The sequence below is a fragment of the Asticcacaulis sp. P2_C5 genome (assembly GCF_056404555.1).
The window spans coordinates 1-16,569 of the sequence record NZ_JBFUDU010000007.1 but is presented as its reverse complement, the minus strand read 5'-3'; the positions used below and the strand labels follow the sequence as shown (position 1 = coordinate 16,569).

Sequence of the window (16,569 nt, the reverse complement as noted above, 5' to 3'; positions counted from 1 at the left end):
ATATCGGGCTGGGACAACCGGATCAGACGTCGAGGACGAAGCGCTGAGGATCTTCCAGGCCTTCCTTGACGCGGACGAGGAAGGTAACCGCTTCCTTGCCGTCGACGATGCGGTGGTCGTAGCTGAGCGCCAGGTACATCATCGGACGGATAACGATCTGGCCGTTCACAACCATCGGGCGATCCTTGATGGCATGCATCCCCAGGATGCCTACCTGCGGCATGTTGAGGATCGGTGTCGACATCAGCGAGCCGTAGATGCCGCCGTTGGTGATGGTGAAGGTGCCGCCCTGCAGCTGGTCCAGCGACAGGGTGCCGTCACGGGCCTGCTTGCCCAGGGCGGCGATGCCCTTTTCGATACCGGCCAGGGACAGTGTGTCGACATCGCGCAGGACCGGCACGACCAGGCCTTTTTCGGTGCCGACCGCGACGCCCAGGTCATAGTGGTTCTTGTAGATGATGTCGGCGCCGTCGATCTCGGCATTGACCGCCGGAATGTCCTTCAGCGCCGCAACCACGGCCTTGGCGAAGAAGCTCATAAAGCCCAGCTTGACGCCGTGGCGCTTTTCGAAAGCGTCCTTGTAGGCATTGCGCAGGTTCATGATGGTCGACATGTCGACCTCGTTGAACGTCGTCAACTGGGCGGCGGTGCTTTGCGACTCCTTGAGGCGGCGGGCGATCGTCTGGCGCAGGCGCGTCATCTTGACCCGCTCTTCGCGCGGTCCGATGGCGCGCGGCGCCGCCGCCGGCGTGACAGGAGCCGTGGCGACTGAAGTGCCAACACCCGACAGCGCCGCCAGGGCGTCACCCTTGGTGAGACGGCCATCCTTGCCGGTGCCATCGACCTTGTTCGGGTCGAGACCGGATTCGGAGACAATGCGCTGCACGGCCGGCGACAGGGGCTTGCCGCTTTCGGCAGGCGCAGCGGCAGGCGCGACGGCGGGTGACGCTGAAGGTGCTGTCGCCGGGGCGGGGGCAGCCACCTTGCCGTCGGTCGAGATACGGGCAATGACCTGGCCCGGCGTCACGGTTGCGCCGTTGGGCGTCAGGATTTCGGCCAGCACACCATCGGCCGGAGCGGCGACCTCGACGGCCACCTTGTCGGTTTCGATCTCGACCAGGACCTCATCCTTCTTGACGGCGTCGCCGGCCTTCTTGGTCCAGGTACCGATCGTGCCTTCGGCGACGCTTTCGCCCATGACCGGGGTCTTGACGTCGAGCAGGGCGCCGGAAGCCGGCGCAGCAGGAGCCGCCGCCGGGGCGGAAACAGCTGCCGGGGCCGGCGCGGCGGCAGGTTGAGCGGCGGCAGGGGCTGCTGCGACAGAGGCACCGGCGCCACCGACCGAACCGAGGACGGTGCCGGGAGTTACAGTCTCGCCTTCACCGACCAGGATGGTCAATACGCCGTCGGCGGGCGAGGCGACTTCGAGCGAAACCTTGTCGGTCTCCAGCTCGACGAGGGTCTCGTCCTTTTTGACGGTGTCGCCGGACTTCTTCGTCCACTTGGCAACGGTCGCTTCGGTTACGGATTCTCCCAGGACGGGAGTAAGGATGTCAGCCATGGTCAGGCTCCAGAGAATTTTGATTTAGGGCGCGATACGCGAAAAGGGCGGAAAACGAGGGTGCGAAAAACGAAGGCCAAGGGGCCTTCGCCTAAGCAAAGGCCTCATTCAGGAAAGTTTCGAGTTCCTTGAGGTGGCGGCTCATCTGGCCGGCGGCGGTCGAGGCCGAGGCCGGGCGTCCGACATAGCGGGCGCGCTTGGCCTTGATCTTCAGCCGGTCGAGCGTCAGTTCCAGCCACGGATCGACAAACGCCCATCCGCCCATGTTCTTCGGCTCTTCCTGGCACCATACCAGCTCGGCATTGGCAAACCGGCCCAGCTCGGTCATCAGCGACTTCATCGGCCACGGATAGAACTGTTCCAGACGCATGATGTAGACGTCCTTGATCTGCTTCTTTTCGCGATCTTCCAGCAGGTCATAATAGACCTTACCCGAACACAGGACGACACGGCGAATCTTGTCGTCGGGCACCAGTTTCAAGCCGGCGACGTCGGGCCTGCGCTCAGCATCGTCGTGCAGGACGCGGTGGAAGCTGGAGCCTTCGGAAATCTCACTCAGTTGCGAGACAGCCTTCTTGTGGCGCAGCAGCGACTTCGGCGTCATCAGGATCAGCGGCTTGCGGAAGGGCCGGTGGATCTGGCGGCGCAGGATGTGGAAATAGTTCGACGGGGTCGAGCAGTTGGCGACCTGCATATTGTCTTCGGCGCACATCTGCAGGAAGCGTTCGAGACGCGCCGACGAGTGTTCCGGCCCCTGGCCTTCGTAGCCGTGAGGCAGCAGCATGACCAGGCCCGACATACGCAGCCACTTGCGTTCGCCCGAGCTGATGAACTGGTCGATGATCACCTGGGCGCCGTTGACGAAGTCGCCGAACTGGCCTTCCCACAGGGTCAGGGTATTGGGTTCGGCCAGGCTATAGCCATATTCGAAGCCCAGAACAGCTTCTTCCGAAAGGGCCGAGTCGATACCTTCGTACATCGCCTGGCCTTCGCGCAGGTGATTGAACGGGAAGTAACGTTCCTCGGTCGTCTGGTCGACAAAGGCGCTGTGGCGCTGGCTGAACGTACCGCGGATCGAGTCCTGGCCCGACAGGCGGACCGGGAAACCTTCGTCCAGCAGCGACGCGAAAGCCAGGCTTTCGGCGGTCGCCCAGTCGAGATTTTCACCCGTCGAAATCATCTGCTGGCGGGCGTCGATAACGCGCTTCAACGTCTTGTGGACGTCGAGGTCATTGGGGATGGTGGTGATCTTGGTGCCAAGTTCGACCAGCCTGGCGCGCGGCACCGACGTGGTGCCCCGGCGCTCGTCTTCCTCGGGCAGGCCCAGGCCCGACCACTTGCCATCCAGCCAGTCGGCCTTGGTTGCCTTGTAGGCCTTGCCGGCGTCGAACTCGCCGTCCATGAAGGTGTCGAAGTCCTTCAGCCAGCCGTCGTATTCGGCCTGGCTGCATACGCCTTCCTTGATCAGCCGCTGCGCATACAGGTCGCGCGTCGACGGATGGTCCTTGATCTTGGCGTACATGATCGGCTGGGTGAAGGTCGGATCATCGCCTTCGTTGTGGCCGAAGCGCCGATAGCAGAACATGTCGATGACGACGTCCTTGGCGAATTTCTGGCGGAACTCGGTCGCCATCTTGGCCGAGAACACCACCGCTTCCGGGTCGTCACCGTTACAGTGCAGGATGGGGGCTGCCGCCATCAGGGCCACATCGGACGGATAGGGCGACGAGCGCGAGAATCGCGGGCTGGTCGTGAAGCCGATCTGGTTGTTGATGATGAAGTGGATGGTGCCGCCGGTCTTGTAACCCTTCAGGCCCATCAGGGCGAAGCATTCCATGCCGACGCCCTGGCCGGCAAAGGCCGCGTCACCATGAATCAGCAGGCCGAGCGCCATGGAGCGATCGGGCGTGCCGTCGGGCTTGTTCTTGTTCTGTTGCGCCTGCTTGGCGCGCGTCTTGCCCAGGACAACCGGGTTGACGATTTCGAGGTGCGACGGGTTGGCGGTCAGCGACAGGTGGACATTGTTGCCGTCAAAGGCGCGGTCCGAGGAGGCGCCCATATGGTATTTGACGTCCGATGAGCCTTCGATGTCGCTGGGCAGGGTCGAACCGCCCTGGAACTCGTGGAAGATGGCGCGGTAGGGCTTGCCCATGACGCCGGCCAGGGTGTTGAGGCGGCCGCGGTGGGCCATGCCGAAGACGATGTCGCGGATACCCAGCGCGCCGCCGCGCTTGATGATCTGTTCCAGGGCGGGGATCATGGCCTCGCCGCCGTCCAGGCCGAAACGCTTGGTGCCCGGGAAACGGCGGTGACAGAAGCGCTCGAAACCCTCGGTCTCGATGAGCTTCTTCAGGATGGCGATCTTGCCTTCCTTGGTGAAGGTGATTTCTTTGTCGCGGCCTTCGATACGTTCCTGCACCCAGGCCTTTTCGGCCGGATCGGCGATGTGCATATATTGCACGCCGATGTTCGAGCAGTAGGTGCGGCGCACGATCTGCAGGATTTCGCGAAGGCTCGCCGATTCCAGACCCAGCACGCCGTCGATAAAGATCGGACGGTCCATGTCGCCGGCGGCGAAGCCCCAGTATTCGGGGGTCAGTTCCGGGTTCTGGCCCGGCTGCTCGATACCCAACGGGTCGAGATTGGATTGCAGGTGACCGCGGATACGGAAGGCGCGGATCAGCATCAAAGCGCGGATCGAGTCGCGCGAGGCTGCCTGCAATTCGGCCTGCGACGCCGGCGCGCCCTTGGCCTCGGCCTTGCCCGCCAGGGTCTTTTCGACCTTGGCCTGCACAGCCGGCCAGAAGCCGTCCATGGCGGAGATCAGGTCATCACGCGGACCAGGCTGCGGATTGGCCCAACTGCCGGCATCGGCATTGGCCTTGACCGTTTCCGGCCTGTCCATCAGGGAATCGAAGAAAGCCCGCCACTCGGGCGGAACGGAGGTGGGATCAGCCGCCCACTTCTCCTGCATCATCTCGATGAACACCGCATTGGCGCCATAGAGGAACGAGGTCTCCGCAAAGACCTGGTTTAACCGGCCGGAATCATCCGCCATCTTATGTACCGTCCAGACGGCCAATTACGACACCGTCTGCCTTTCCATTTATGTGACTCGTGGCCAACTACGACACCACAAGCCTTCAACGTCTTACGCTTTTCCGCTCAAACGCCGCGAGGCTCCTCGCAACGGCTCGGGCGGGCAGTCGCCCTTGCCACGGCTATGCCGTGGAAAAGCAACCGTATTGCGGGGCATTTCTACCCCTTACCTGCTTACAGTCCCTTAAGGACGTTCAGCAGCGTCGAACCCAGCGCCGCCGGGGAAGGCGCGACACGAATGCCGGCAGCTTCCATGGCCGCGATCTTGTCTTCGGCGCCGCCCTTGCCACCAGAAATGATGGCGCCGGCATGGCCCATACGACGCCCCGGAGGGGCTGTGCGTCCGGCGATGAAACCGGCCATCGGCTTGATACGGCCGCGCTTGGCTTCGTCGCGCAGGAACTGCGCCGCGTCTTCTTCAGCCTGGCCGCCAATTTCGCCGATCATGATGATCGACTTGGTAGCGTCGTCGGCCAGGAACATCTCCAGCACGTCGATAAATTCGGTGCCCTTGACCGGATCGCCGCCGATACCGACGGCCGTGGTCTGGCCGAGGCCCGCATTTGTGGTCTGGAACACGGCTTCATAGGTCAGCGTGCCGGACCGTGATACCACACCTACGCTGCCGGGGCTAAAGATATTGCCGGGCATGATGCCGATTTTGCACTGGTTGGGCGTCAGCACACCCGGGCAGTTCGGCCCGATCAGGCGCGACTTCGAGCCCTGCAAGGCCTTCTTGACCTTGACCATGTCCAGCACCGGGATACCTTCGGTGATGCAGACAATCAGCTCCATCTCGGCTTCGATCGCTTCCAGGATCGAGTCGGCGGCGAAGGGCGGCGGGACGTAGATGGCGGTCGCGGTGGCGCCGGTCTTTTCGCGGGCCTCGGCGACGGTGTCATAGACGGGCAGACCGATATGGGTCGATCCGCCCTTGCCGGGGGTAACGCCGCCGACCATCTTGGTGCCGTAGGCGATGGCCTGTTCGGAGTGGAAGGTGCCCTGGCTGCCGGTAATGCCCTGGCAGATGACCTTGGTTTCGGAAGTGACGAGAACTGACATAACGCTTAACCCTTCACGGCCTTGACGATTTTGGCGGCCGCATCGGCCAGGTCGTCGGCGGCGATGACGTTCAGGCCGCTTTCGTTGAGAATCTTCTTGCCGAGCTCGACATTGGTGCCTTCGAGACGCACGACCAGCGGCACCTTAAGCCCGACTTCCTTGACGGCTACGATCACGCCCTGAGCGATGATGTCGCACTTCATGATGCCGCCGAAGATGTTGACCAGTATGCCCTTGACCTTCGGGTCGGAGGTGATGATCTTGAACGCCGCCGTGACCTTTTCGGTCGTGGCGCCGCCGCCGACATCGAGGAAGTTGGCGGGCTCGGAACCGTACAGCTTGATGATGTCGAGCGTGGCCATGGCCAGGCCGGCGCCGTTGACCATGCAGCCGATTTCACCGTCGAGCGCGATGTAGCTGAGGTCGAACTTCGAGGCTTCGATTTCCTTCTCGTCTTCCTCGGTCTCGTCGCGCAGGGCGACCATATCCGGGTGACGGAACAGGGCGTTGCTGTCGAACGAGCACTTGGCGTCCAGCACCACCAGCTTGTCGTCGCCGGTGACGATCAGCGGGTTGATTTCCAGCATGTCCATGTCCTTGGCCACGAAGGCGGCATAGAGCTGGGACAGAAGCTTGGCGCCCTGCTTGGCGAGGTCGCCTTTCAGGTTCAGGGCCTGGGCCAGGGCGCGGGCATGGGTCGGCCACACGCCTGTCGCCGGGTCGATGGTGAAGCTGTGAATCTTTTCCGGCGTATCGTGGGCAACGTCCTCGATGCTCATTCCGCCTTCGGTCGAGGCAACGACCGACACCTTGGACGACACCCGATCGACCAGCAGCGACAGGTACAGTTCCTTGGCAATGTCGGCGCCTTCTTCGATATACAGGCGATTGACCTGCTTGCCGGCGGCGCCTGTCTGGATGGTGACCAGGACGCGGCCCAGCATTTCATCGGCGTTCTTCTTGACGTCTTCCGGCGACTTGACGACGCGGACGCCACCCTTGGCGTCGGGGCCCAGGCCTTCGAAACGGCCCTTGCCGCGCCCGCCGGCGTGGATTTGCGACTTGACCACGAAGACCTTGCTGCCGGCTTCCTTGGCCAGGGTCTTGGCGGCTTTTTCCGCTTCCTGCGGGGAAAAGGCGGGGTAGCCGCGCGGAACGGCGACGCCGAACTCCTTGAGGACGGCCTTGGCTTGATGCTCGTGAATGTTCATGGAACCGGTCTTGAAAAGCTGCCACGGGGGCAAAAACGTGCAGAACGAGCGGTCGCGCCCGTCCTTCGAACGAGCGCTTTATAATGACCACCGCGCTTGTGTGCAACCGCTCAATCACAGAAATTTGACATAATATGGCAAAATGCGAAATGTCGTTTCACCTGATCTCATAAGAGATGGTAGCGGTAACTTTTTGACATCGCTGTCATTTGTCCGACAATTTTTATTTATCCGAAAAATATCTGCCACATCAGGCGGCCCGGCAGGAAGGTAAAAAACCCGGCGATGACGAGCGCACCGACATACAGGTTGAGCGCCGCCTTACGGTGCGCCTTAACGTCGTGACGCCTTGCCGCCAAAACCAGCATGGGCACGCCGATCAGGGTCAGGACCGACAGGATATGGATAAAGCTGAAGCCGTGCGGGTTGATCATCTGGATAAAGAAGCTCGAGACCGCGACCGTCATCATGAAGATCACCCAGATCCAGCCCAGTGTGCGATGCGGCAAGGTGCCCTTGGGTCCGAATATCTGGATCGTCGCCACGGTGAAGGCGCACAGGGCGGCAATCAAGTGAACCCTGATGACAAGCGGTGCCTGGGCAATCAGGTCAAGATTCGGAGCATGTGGATGGGCAAAAGCTGTGAGGAGATCATTGGCGAGGTTCATGGTTACTTCCCTTGTCGGAGGTTATGCCCCATAAGAAACACACCTCTCGTCCATGTGCCGGCCTCCATGCGTGAAACGACCCAAACCCTTCGTGAAAACCCCTCCCCGACAACTGGCGCTTCGCCAATGACCGGCTTCATTCCAGCCCTGTTGCGCCAGCCCCTGCTGAGAACCCAGCTGGCGGCCGTCGCCATGGCCGTGCTGCTGTGCCTGGTCGGCGCCAATGGTACGACTGCCATACCGCTGGCCCTGCGCCTGGGTTACTGGCTGATCCTGATGATCGGCGGCACCCTGATCGCCCAGGTCATCGGCGCCCTGGTCGACCGTTCGACGCGCTTCAACACCTGGCAGGAATGTCTGGTCATGCTGGTCTGCATCATGCCGCCGATTACCCTGCTGGTCTGGCTGGTCACCTCGCTCTTCACAGGACAAACACCCAACCTTGCCCGCTTGCCGGCTTATTTTCCGCCGGTGGCGATCATCTCGGTGGCCATGACGCTGATCCATACCCAGATCAACCGCACCCCGGCCCAGAGCCATGCGTTTCGCGAAGACCGGATCACCGAACCGGGCAGTGCCTTGCGCGAGCGCCTCGGTTTCAAGTTCCGCACTGCTGAAATCTACGCCTTGTCGGCCGAGGACCACTATCTGCGCGTTCACAGCTCTGTGGGCGAGACCCTGATCCTGATGCGCCTGTACGACGCCATCCGCGAACTGGACGGTATCGAGGGCTCACAAACCCATCGCTCATGGTGGGTGGCCAAGGAGGCCGTGACCGCGGTCAAACGCCGCGACGGCCGTGTCACCCTGGCGCTGAAAGGCGACGTCACCGCCCCGGTCAGTCGCAGTTATCTTAAGGCGCTGAAAAGCGACGGCTGGCTTTAGTTGAAGGCTTTTCAGACCCGTCCGCAGCCAATTCTCATCTGCGCTCGGCTACACCTTTTCGAAAAGCATTGATTTTACAGTTGTTTTCAACGCGGAAAGCGCCGAAAAGTCGGAAAGACGCAGAAACGAAGTTCGGCGAAGCCAAATTCAGGATATTGCTTCTATCGCGCGAAGCGCCCTCATGCAGCGTGAGTGGCCAATATCTCGGAATGACGGCCCTTCGGCACAAGCTTGTCCGCCGGCTCCTTTTCCGAGTCTTTCCGACTTTTCGGCGCTTTCCGCGTTAAAAAATAGCTGTAGTCTCAAATTTTTATGCCAAAATCATGCCGCCCACAATCGACTTACACAACGCGAAAAAGCTTCAAATTTTAATCGGAAAGCCGAGATTTCACGAAACCTAAGGCAGGATCGCCGCACCCGAGCCGGCATTCGCTGTGACACCATCGGGCATCTTGAAGCGGGCCCGGTCGGCCTTGACAATCGCTGCATCCAACGCCGCCACATATTCGTCGCGCAAAGGCTGCAGATACGGCTGTGTGACCGTCAGCAGCGCCGTCCGCCGCGCCACCAATTCGTCATATTGCGCCCCATCATTGTCGGTCATGGCGATTGGCGTCGTTGTCGCATAATCGACACGATGACAGTTCTCGACCAGGGCCGCGTCGAGAAAGGCTTCCGGTTTCGAGCGGATCATCGGGCCGAAACTATGCGCCACGTCACCATCGGCACCGGCGCTGTCGCCGATCAGCCCCACCGACGCCATGGCCAAACGCGCCGCCCGGACGTCGCCGGCGCGCACATGGGCCGTCAGACCGTCGATCATCACCGCCGTCATGTTTTCGCTTTGCGGGCAGGGCCTGGTCTGGCAGGCGCGGATATCGGCCAGCACAGGCTCCAGGGTCCGGTCGCCCGGCGTCTTTAAAAAGCGGTTCCAGTGCCACGCCGTCACCGCGCCCTGGGTCGAACAACCACCCAGCGACACCAGCACAAGCCCAAGAACCACCCCCCGCATAAGTTCTCCTACAGTGCGTAGTCGAAGACGTAGCTGTGCTTGCCGCCCTCGGCGATCACGATCTGCATCGTCCCCGTCAGGCCGCTCAACGCATCGGTTCCCGAATCCGGAATGACGTGGATGCTCAGGCTGCCCTGGCCGCGCGTCAGGGTGCCGCTGTGCTGGAGGTAAAAGGACCCCGATTTGCCGGCTAAGGTGCCCGTTACCTTTTCGATCGCCACATAGCCGGCGGAGCCCGGCGTCGACGTACCGGCGCTCAGCATTTCACCGACGCCGGTCGCCGTCAGATCGCCATGATAGGCCTTATCGAGGGCGTGGCGGGCCAGGAGGCCCAAGCCCGCCTCATGGACGTCGTGGGCTGTGCGTTTGACCTCGAAAGGACCGGTAATGGACGGCATGGTTCTCACCCCAGATTACAGGGGCAATCTAGTCCGCCTGCCGTCCGCTGGCAATCAGGCTTGTGAAGCCGCCAGCACCGCATCCAGCTTGCGGAAGCTGCCGCTCCAACCTTGGTAATTGCCGAGCTTGATATGGGCGTCGCGGACCAGGGCCAGCGGGAAGGTCTGGCGCACGGTGACCTTCGTGCCTGAGCCCTCATCCTCAAACGTGACCTTCGTCGGGATCGGACCACCGACATAAGCTTCTGGGACGCCGCCCAGTTCGACAAAAGCGTTGCGGATCATTTCATGCCATTCCGGCGGATGGCGCTCGACACGCATGATCATGACCAGCAGTTCGTTTTCGACGATGTCGCCGAACTCACCGGTGATCGGATAGTCTGTACCGTCCGGCGCATGCATGGTCATGGCAAGTTCGCCGCCCGGGCGGAAATCCAACACTGCTGTGGTCGTCAGGCCTTCCGGTCCCCACCAGGCATGCAGCATCTGCGGATCGGTCCAGGCGCGCCATACCAGGGCGCGGGGCGCGTCGAAATGGCGCGTCAGGATCGAATCGTGCGCCTCGAGCGCCAGATGTGTGTCGGCCATCACGCAGCCTCCTTGTTGGCGTCGAGCCAGCTGCCCAAAGTGTCCAGCAGGCCTTCGGTGCCGGCGATGCGCTGGTCGAAGTGATCGCAACCGTCGAGAAAGACGATCTGTTCGCGCAACTTCAGCCTGGAGCCCGAAGCGGTGTCGCTGAATTCCAGGGTCTGCAGCGAAACGGTGATCATCTTGCCGTCAGCATGCATGCTGTAACTGATGATAATCCGCTCATCGGGTACGATCTGGTAATACAGAACGTCGTTGCGGATTTCAGGCCCGTCCGGCCCTGGCCGTCCGACGTAGGTCTCGGTTCCACCTTCACGGAAGTCGAGTGCATAGGTTTCGACCGTCCAGTTTTCGCTGTCGCCGAACCAGGCGCTTTTGGCCGCCTGGTTGCTGAAGGCAAGGAAGAGCAGGCTGCGCGGATGGGGGAATTCACGCTCGATGACAAAGGTATGGTCGTTGGCGGTGCGGGTCATTTGGTTTCTCAAAATTTGGACAAGGCTCCGCCGCAGCCGCGAATGAACGACGGCGGATAGCTCAGTCGATTGAAAGATATCTTACTCCAAGCCGCGATGACGATGACTTATCGCGGCTTGGCAAGGGCGACCGCCCGCCGCGCACGTTTGCGCGAGCCATGCGGCGCCTGAGCTCTAAAAGAGCTTAATAACAACGGTCATTCTTATGACCTTTGATATTAAGCCGTGGGGGCTTCGCAGTTGATCATCCACGGTATGCCGAACTTGTCGGTGACCATACCGAAGGCCGCCGCCCAGAAGGTTTCCTGTATCTCCATATCGACCGCGCCGCCGTCAGCCAGGGTGGCGAAAATCTTGTGGGCCTGGTCCTTGTCGCTGAGCCCGAGACTGACCGCAAAACCTTGCGGCTTGTTGTAGCGCCCGCCCGGCGCATCCGACCCCATGATTACGGCCTCGCCGACCGTGACGGTGGCGTGCATAACCGCATCGAGATGGTCGGGCGGCACCATGTCACGCATCGGCGACTCGCCGAAGGTTTGCAGGAAGGTGAGTTCACCGCCAAGGGTCTCGGCGTAGAACTTCATCGCTTCGCGGCATTTGCCGTCGAAATTCACATAGCATTGCAGTTTCATTGTGGTCTCCTCAGATGGATTTTTCAGGCCTTGACAGCCAGGCTTTCGACATAGGTCGCAACATTGTTGACCAGGAAACGGCTGCCGACTTCGCGGTCTTCCGGCGTCGGGTAGCCATCGATATGGACCAGTTGCTCGGTGAACACCATCAGCGTGCCTTCGCCCTGCGGCTTGAGCTCGACCGTGTTCAGCGACACCGAAATCTTCTTGCCGTCGACATACATGTCGTAGACATAGATGATGCGCTGGTCCTTCACGATATCGTGGTATCGGCAGCGAAAATCGCTCTCCTTGCCGGTGGGAAACCGGCCGGCGACGCGCTCTTCGCCGCCGGGCCGGAAATCGAATGTCCGTTCGATGAGAGTCCAGCCTTCGGGGCCGGCAAACCAGGCCGCCTTGGCGTCTGCGTCCGACCAGGCAAAGAAGACCAGGGATGGGCTAGCGTCGACATAACGCTCTATTTTGAAGTCGTGGTGGTGTGTGGAATAGGTCATAATCCTGGCCCTGTGGTGGAGTTTCAGGTCTTGAGGGGTGGCCCGAGCATTTCGGTTTCGACACGGAAGTCGACCTCGTCGCCGACACCCATATTGGTGCCCGGCGCCGGGATGCCGGCGCTTATGCCAAAATCGGAGCGCTTCAGGACGCCATGGGCCGAGAAGCCGATACGCGCCTGAGGATCCATGCTCATGCCCGGATAGCCGCCATTGAAGGTGACATCCATTGTCACCGGTTTGGTCACGCCGTGCAGGGTGAAGTCGCCGGTGACCTTCGCCGTATTGGCGCCGGTCAACTCGACCTTGGTCGAGGCAAAGGTCGCCTTGGGGAACTGCGCAGCCTCAAAGAAGCCCTTGCCCATCAGCTCATCGTGAAATCCAGCCGGCGGCGCGTTCAATTCCAGAGACAGCGGATCGATCTCGGCTGTCAGGCTGGCCAATTCCGGATGCGCCGGATCGAGCTTGAGCTGGGCGGCGAACTTCACGAACTTTGCCGTATAATGCGAATAGCCCAGGTGATTGACCGTGAAGACCAGGCTCGAATGCATCGGGTCGGTGTGATAGTCGCCGGCCGGAATCTTATCTATTGACGGTGTCGACGATGAGGATGCACTGGCCGAGGTTTCCGCGGCTGGCGGCGCCGGTTTGGAACAGGCGACCAGGGCCATCAAGGCGCAGGTGGTCAGTAAAAAGCGTTTCATGGTTGGGTTCCTTCTGCGATAGCCCCCGCATCCGGTTCTTCGTGAGGTTCGACCAGAACCTTGAGATTGTTCAGGCCGCTGTTGAAATCCTTGCCGATCAGGTCGTCCATGTTAAACAACGTGCCCATGACCTTGGAGATGAAGGGCTGCGGTCCGTACATGGCCCAGGTAATAAGCGTCCCGTCGCCTTGCGGAACGAAGCTGAACTCGGCCATATTGGTCTGTTTGAACGGCTTGATGAAATCGAGACGGATCAGGATTTTTGACCCCGGCACGGCCTCCTTGATCTCCATCCGGCCGGCCCCGGCCTTGCCGGTACCCTTCCAGACATAGGCCGCGCCGACACCCTGTTCGGCGCCGCTGTATTCGCGTTGCAGCGAGGGGTCGATACGTTCCCATGGCGACCATTCCAGCCACTTGTGAAAGTCAGCGACCTGGGCAAATACTTCGCCGGGCGCCGCGGCAATGGTCGCCTGACGCTCGATGCGGAAGCTGTTCGGTTTGGTTGCCGCAATGATCAACAGGGTGGCAACACCCGCCGCGACCAGGATGAGGATGATCAGACCCATGGTCATGCCTTCCGGATTTTTGCGAGATAGGTATCGAGCTGCGCCAGGGTACCGGCAAAACCCATCTGCATGCTGGCGTGACCGGCCTTGAACACGGCGCGTTCTTCCGGTGTGGCATTGATCGGCCACGACCGGCTGACCATGCGCGTCTTGTCGCCTTCCGCCGTCAGGGTTTGTTCCGCCAGGACCTCGAGCGGCCACAGCGGCGCCATCGGATGGCGCACAGGCTGGCCTGCTTCATTGCAGAAGGACACGACATAGGACAGCTTTTTGGGTTGTTGGACTTCACGAAAGACCCACTTGCCCCACATAGTACCCATCGGGCCCTGCATGCCGTAATGGAATATCCCACCCGGTGTCACGTTCAGCGTCTTGACCACCAGGCCCATGCCCGCCGGGCCGAACCACTGAGTCAGGTGCTCGGCCTGCGTCCACGTCGCCCACAGCAGTTCGGGCGAGGCATCGAACACGCGGTTGAGGGCGAAAACTTCGTCTTCGGAAATGGGGGCGGTCATTGTGGGTTTTCCTCCAGAAAGGCTATCAGACGGTCGAAATTCTGTTCATTGGCGGCGGTGATAAACACCTTCAGTTCTTCGCTGGCATGGCCGGGCACGAAGTCCAGCCGCCAGGTCAGGTCGGTCGCACCATCTGCGTCGTCAAACAGCATGGCGTGGGTAAAGTCGTGCATCGGTTGGATATGGTGCATGACGATCCGCGCCGGCGTCTCGATCTCGGTAAAGGCCTTGATGTTGTCGAAGGCGTTGCCGTTGGCGCTGGTCATGGTCAGGCGCAGGGCGCCACCGACGCGGAAGTCGAATTCGTCGATGCGGTTGCTGAACCCGACAGGTCCCCACCACTGGGTCAGTTGCTGCGGGTCGGCAAAGGCATCGAAGACGCGCTGGCGCGGAAAGGCCAGCCGGCGCTGATTGACGATTTTGATACCCTCTTCGCTCTCAGTCATGACCTTCCTTGTCCTTTTTGTCTTTAGCGGCCCGGGCCTGCAAGTGTTTCAGATAGGCCGCCAGACGGTCGAAACGCGCTTCCCACAGCTTGCGCCAGAGAACCTGACTGTTGATCAACCACATCATGGCAACACCTCCATCAGTATCAGTGGACCTCGCCGTCCGGCTTCAGAGTCTTGAGATAGGCATCCAGCCGGTCGAACCTCTGCTCCCACATCTTGCGATACTCACCCAGCCAGGTATCGACCTGTTTCAGCGGTTCCGCCTCAAGCTTGCACGGCCGCCACTGCTTGGTCCGCGAGCGCGAGATCAATCCGGCCTTTTCCAGCACCTTCAGGTGTCGCGACACGGCCGGCAGGCTCATGTCGAACGGCTCGGCCAGGTCGTTGACCGTCGTTTCACCCAGGCTAAGCCGCGCCAGTATGGCGCGCCGCGTCGGGTCGGCCAGGGCATTCAGGGTCAGGCTCAGGGGATCTTCGGACATCTACGCCTTACTCGTCATATTTTTTGGACTCGTCATTTTTCGGGCAGCTATTTTTTGGGTAGTTCGGGCGGCCGCGATCTCGATATTCTCATCCATCCGCGCCTCGACAATGGCGCGTACAATAGCCTCCGGAATACGGCGATCCGGTGTGAAGCGGATGGTTCCGGGCGAGGTGCTGAAACCCTTCAGCTCCGACTTGAAACCGTCCAGCACTTTCGGACTCATGCCATAAAAGGCGCAGTGCTTCTTGGCCGCCCCGAAGGCGACCAGTGGTCCGTTCCATGTGTAGCTCGGCACGCCATAGCTGATGCCCTCCTCGGCCTTTGGCGCCACTGTCAGGATCAGAGCGCGCAAATCATATAACGCCGGAACGAAGGCTGGATCGACCTGCGCCAGATAGGCATCGACGTTTGTCAGCGGCCCATCCATATTCGCCTCCATTTAACCGATATGTTAATTAACATTTTGGTTAAATACTATTCGCGCCAAAGCGAGTCAATGACTTTTTGACATCAGGCACGGATTTTTACAGGGAACACGGGCGCGCTAAGTTTTCCATGCGAAATGCAGGGTAGGCCATCACACCTGTGGGCCTGCCCCCCCGACGAGATCTCCGTCACGGCTACGACGATCGAAGCGAAAGCAGTTTACGGCGATTGACCTGCCATGCATCGCGCGTCTGGCCCCAGAGCTCGACCGGATGGCCGGCATAGGGATCGGGCAGCTTGCCCGGCCCGCGATTGACCGAACCCAGCTTGCGCGCCACGCCCTGCGATCCGACATTGTTAGGCGCGATGGTGTGGATGACGTCCCGCCAGCCAAGACTGTCGAAGACGAAATCCATGCAGGCCAGCGACGCCTCGGCGGCGTAGCCCTGTCCCCACCATGGCCGCATCAGACCCCAGCCAACCTCCCGCCCCGGCCAGCCATCGGGATATAGCGGTCCGATCCGGCCCATCCACTCGCCGGTCACCCGGTTGAGCACGCTGAACATGTGAAAGCCGTCCAGCGCCCACGAACCGGCCATGGTGCGCAAGGAGCGCCAGGCAATGGCGCGCGACATGACGCCACCGATAAATTCCGTTACCACCGGATCGGCGCAGAAGGCGACGAAGTCTTCGAAATCCTCCGGAACAGGTGGCCGCAGGATCAGGCGCTCGGTCGTGAGTGTCGGGCCCAGCGGTGAGGTCGCAATCATGGTCAGCTTATCTCTTCTTTAATTTTGCGCCCGCTGAAGCGATCGACATAGATATAGCGCGTTGCCGTCGCCCCGCCGCCGCCCCAGCACATCAGACCGAGCATAAAGCCGAAATCGTACCAGCGGCCGATATTGGGATAGGCATACATGCGGATGGTATCGGAAAACAAGCTCAACACGAGGCTTATCGGGGCCAGCCAGCCGTCGATCAGGCCACGCACAAAGGCCGGGTCACCCGAATGACCCATCGGCCGCTCAGCACAGGCCGACAACACGACAAGCCCGGCACCGAGAATCGCGTATGTCAGCCGACGTGACAGAAACGGTAAGGATTTCATAGCTGACTCCTAACATATTCGATGCGCTCTCATAGCCGCACCCAGTCTGGTCCTTGAAATCACTTTGCCGGGAGCGCAAATCGGTTGACCCCGGTCACCAGCGGATAAACCCGGCCAGCCCATGCAAAATCGCATGGTAATCCTGCCGGCACAGCAAATTTTTTCAAGACTCGATCAACGCTTAATGTGAGAGAGGTAATACAAAAGGCGGTAGTGCCTGACTTTTTTTCGCCC

At 60.8% G+C, this 16,569-nt stretch carries 21 protein-coding genes; 1 reads left to right on the top strand and 20 read right to left on the bottom strand.

Annotation, left to right across the window (positions count from 1 at the left end; genetic code table 11):
- Positions 1-22: 22 nt before the first annotated feature.
- The 5 genes from odhB to AC1DXO_RS13410 form a co-directional block, all read right to left on the bottom strand.
- Positions 23-1,561, bottom strand: coding sequence for a 2-oxoglutarate dehydrogenase complex dihydrolipoyllysine-residue succinyltransferase (gene odhB, locus AC1DXO_RS13430; RefSeq protein WP_476978670.1), 1,539 nt, complete (start codon positions 1,559-1,561; stop codon positions 23-25).
- A 91-nt stretch (positions 1,562-1,652) separates the two neighbouring features.
- On the bottom strand, positions 1,653-4,619 hold the full coding sequence (locus tag AC1DXO_RS13425) for a 2-oxoglutarate dehydrogenase E1 component (RefSeq protein WP_476978669.1): 2,967 nt from the start codon (positions 4,617-4,619) through the stop codon (positions 1,653-1,655).
- A 215-nt stretch (positions 4,620-4,834) separates the two neighbouring features.
- Positions 4,835-5,722 carry a succinate--CoA ligase subunit alpha gene (gene sucD / locus AC1DXO_RS13420; protein WP_476978668.1) on the bottom strand — a complete coding sequence of 296 codons (888 nt, stop codon included), beginning with the start codon at positions 5,720-5,722 and terminating at the stop codon, positions 4,835-4,837.
- A 5-nt stretch (positions 5,723-5,727) separates the two neighbouring features.
- Positions 5,728-6,933, bottom strand: coding sequence for an ADP-forming succinate--CoA ligase subunit beta (gene sucC, locus AC1DXO_RS13415; RefSeq protein WP_476978667.1), 1,206 nt, complete (start codon positions 6,931-6,933; stop codon positions 5,728-5,730).
- A gap of 227 nt (positions 6,934-7,160) precedes the next feature.
- A complete protein-coding gene (locus tag AC1DXO_RS13410) occupies positions 7,161-7,601 on the bottom strand; it encodes a DUF2306 domain-containing protein (protein WP_476978666.1) in 441 nt (146 codons plus the stop codon).
- 126 nt (positions 7,602-7,727) lie between these two features.
- Between AC1DXO_RS13410 and AC1DXO_RS13405 the strand changes: the two genes are divergently transcribed.
- The gene (locus AC1DXO_RS13405; protein WP_476978665.1) at positions 7,728-8,486 is read left to right on the top strand and encodes a LytTR family DNA-binding domain-containing protein; all 759 of its coding nucleotides are present in this window, start codon (positions 7,728-7,730) and stop codon (positions 8,484-8,486) included.
- Between the two features lie 397 nt (positions 8,487-8,883).
- On the opposite strand, the gene AC1DXO_RS13400 is transcribed toward AC1DXO_RS13405, so the two are convergent.
- The 15 genes from AC1DXO_RS13400 to AC1DXO_RS13330 form a co-directional block, all read right to left on the bottom strand.
- Positions 8,884-9,498, bottom strand: a complete 615-nt coding sequence (locus AC1DXO_RS13400; protein WP_476978664.1) for a hypothetical protein — start codon at positions 9,496-9,498, stop codon at positions 8,884-8,886.
- A gap of 8 nt (positions 9,499-9,506) precedes the next feature.
- Positions 9,507-9,896 carry a DUF3224 domain-containing protein gene (locus AC1DXO_RS13395; protein ID WP_476978663.1) on the bottom strand — a complete coding sequence of 130 codons (390 nt, stop codon included), beginning with the start codon at positions 9,894-9,896 and terminating at the stop codon, positions 9,507-9,509.
- 54 nt (positions 9,897-9,950) lie between these two features.
- Positions 9,951-10,484 carry an SRPBCC family protein gene (locus AC1DXO_RS13390; protein ID WP_476978662.1) on the bottom strand — a complete coding sequence of 178 codons (534 nt, stop codon included), beginning with the start codon at positions 10,482-10,484 and terminating at the stop codon, positions 9,951-9,953.
- Positions 10,484-10,957 carry an SRPBCC family protein gene (locus AC1DXO_RS13385; protein WP_476978661.1) on the bottom strand — a complete coding sequence of 158 codons (474 nt, stop codon included), beginning with the start codon at positions 10,955-10,957 and terminating at the stop codon, positions 10,484-10,486. Before AC1DXO_RS13385 ends, AC1DXO_RS13390 begins: the two co-directional genes overlap by 1 nt.
- A gap of 218 nt (positions 10,958-11,175) precedes the next feature.
- Positions 11,176-11,589 (bottom strand): VOC family protein, encoded by a 414-nt coding sequence (locus AC1DXO_RS13380; protein ID WP_476978660.1) that lies wholly within the window; start codon positions 11,587-11,589, stop codon positions 11,176-11,178.
- 23 nt (positions 11,590-11,612) lie between these two features.
- A complete protein-coding gene (locus AC1DXO_RS13375; RefSeq protein WP_476978659.1) occupies positions 11,613-12,083 on the bottom strand; it encodes an SRPBCC family protein in 471 nt (156 codons plus the stop codon).
- A 23-nt stretch (positions 12,084-12,106) separates the two neighbouring features.
- Complete coding sequence (locus tag AC1DXO_RS13370; RefSeq protein ID WP_476978658.1) at positions 12,107-12,784, bottom strand: YceI family protein; 678 nt, start codon at positions 12,782-12,784, stop codon at positions 12,107-12,109.
- Positions 12,781-13,359: an SRPBCC family protein gene (locus AC1DXO_RS13365; protein ID WP_476978657.1), complete on the bottom strand. Its 579-nt coding sequence runs from the start codon at positions 13,357-13,359 to the stop codon at positions 12,781-12,783. The genes AC1DXO_RS13370 and AC1DXO_RS13365 overlap by 4 nt, the downstream gene beginning before the upstream one ends.
- Positions 13,356-13,868 (bottom strand): SRPBCC family protein, encoded by a 513-nt coding sequence (locus AC1DXO_RS13360; protein WP_476978656.1) that lies wholly within the window; start codon positions 13,866-13,868, stop codon positions 13,356-13,358. Before AC1DXO_RS13360 ends, AC1DXO_RS13365 begins: the two co-directional genes overlap by 4 nt.
- Positions 13,865-14,314 carry an SRPBCC domain-containing protein gene (locus AC1DXO_RS13355; protein WP_476978655.1) on the bottom strand — a complete coding sequence of 150 codons (450 nt, stop codon included), beginning with the start codon at positions 14,312-14,314 and terminating at the stop codon, positions 13,865-13,867. Before AC1DXO_RS13355 ends, AC1DXO_RS13360 begins: the two co-directional genes overlap by 4 nt.
- Positions 14,307-14,441, bottom strand: coding sequence for a hypothetical protein (locus AC1DXO_RS13350; RefSeq protein ID WP_476978654.1), 135 nt, complete (start codon positions 14,439-14,441; stop codon positions 14,307-14,309). Before AC1DXO_RS13350 ends, AC1DXO_RS13355 begins: the two co-directional genes overlap by 8 nt.
- Before the next feature lie 19 nt (positions 14,442-14,460).
- Positions 14,461-14,799, bottom strand: coding sequence for an ArsR/SmtB family transcription factor (locus AC1DXO_RS13345; protein WP_476978653.1), 339 nt, complete (start codon positions 14,797-14,799; stop codon positions 14,461-14,463).
- Positions 14,800-15,228 (bottom strand): iron chaperone, encoded by a 429-nt coding sequence (locus AC1DXO_RS13340; RefSeq protein ID WP_476978652.1) that lies wholly within the window; start codon positions 15,226-15,228, stop codon positions 14,800-14,802.
- Positions 15,229-15,421: 193 nt separating this feature from the next.
- Positions 15,422-15,997 carry a GNAT family N-acetyltransferase gene (locus tag AC1DXO_RS13335; RefSeq protein WP_476978651.1) on the bottom strand — a complete coding sequence of 192 codons (576 nt, stop codon included), beginning with the start codon at positions 15,995-15,997 and terminating at the stop codon, positions 15,422-15,424.
- A gap of 2 nt (positions 15,998-15,999) precedes the next feature.
- A complete protein-coding gene (locus tag AC1DXO_RS13330) occupies positions 16,000-16,335 on the bottom strand; it encodes a hypothetical protein (RefSeq protein ID WP_476978650.1) in 336 nt (111 codons plus the stop codon).
- Positions 16,336-16,569: the final 234 nt, after the last annotated feature.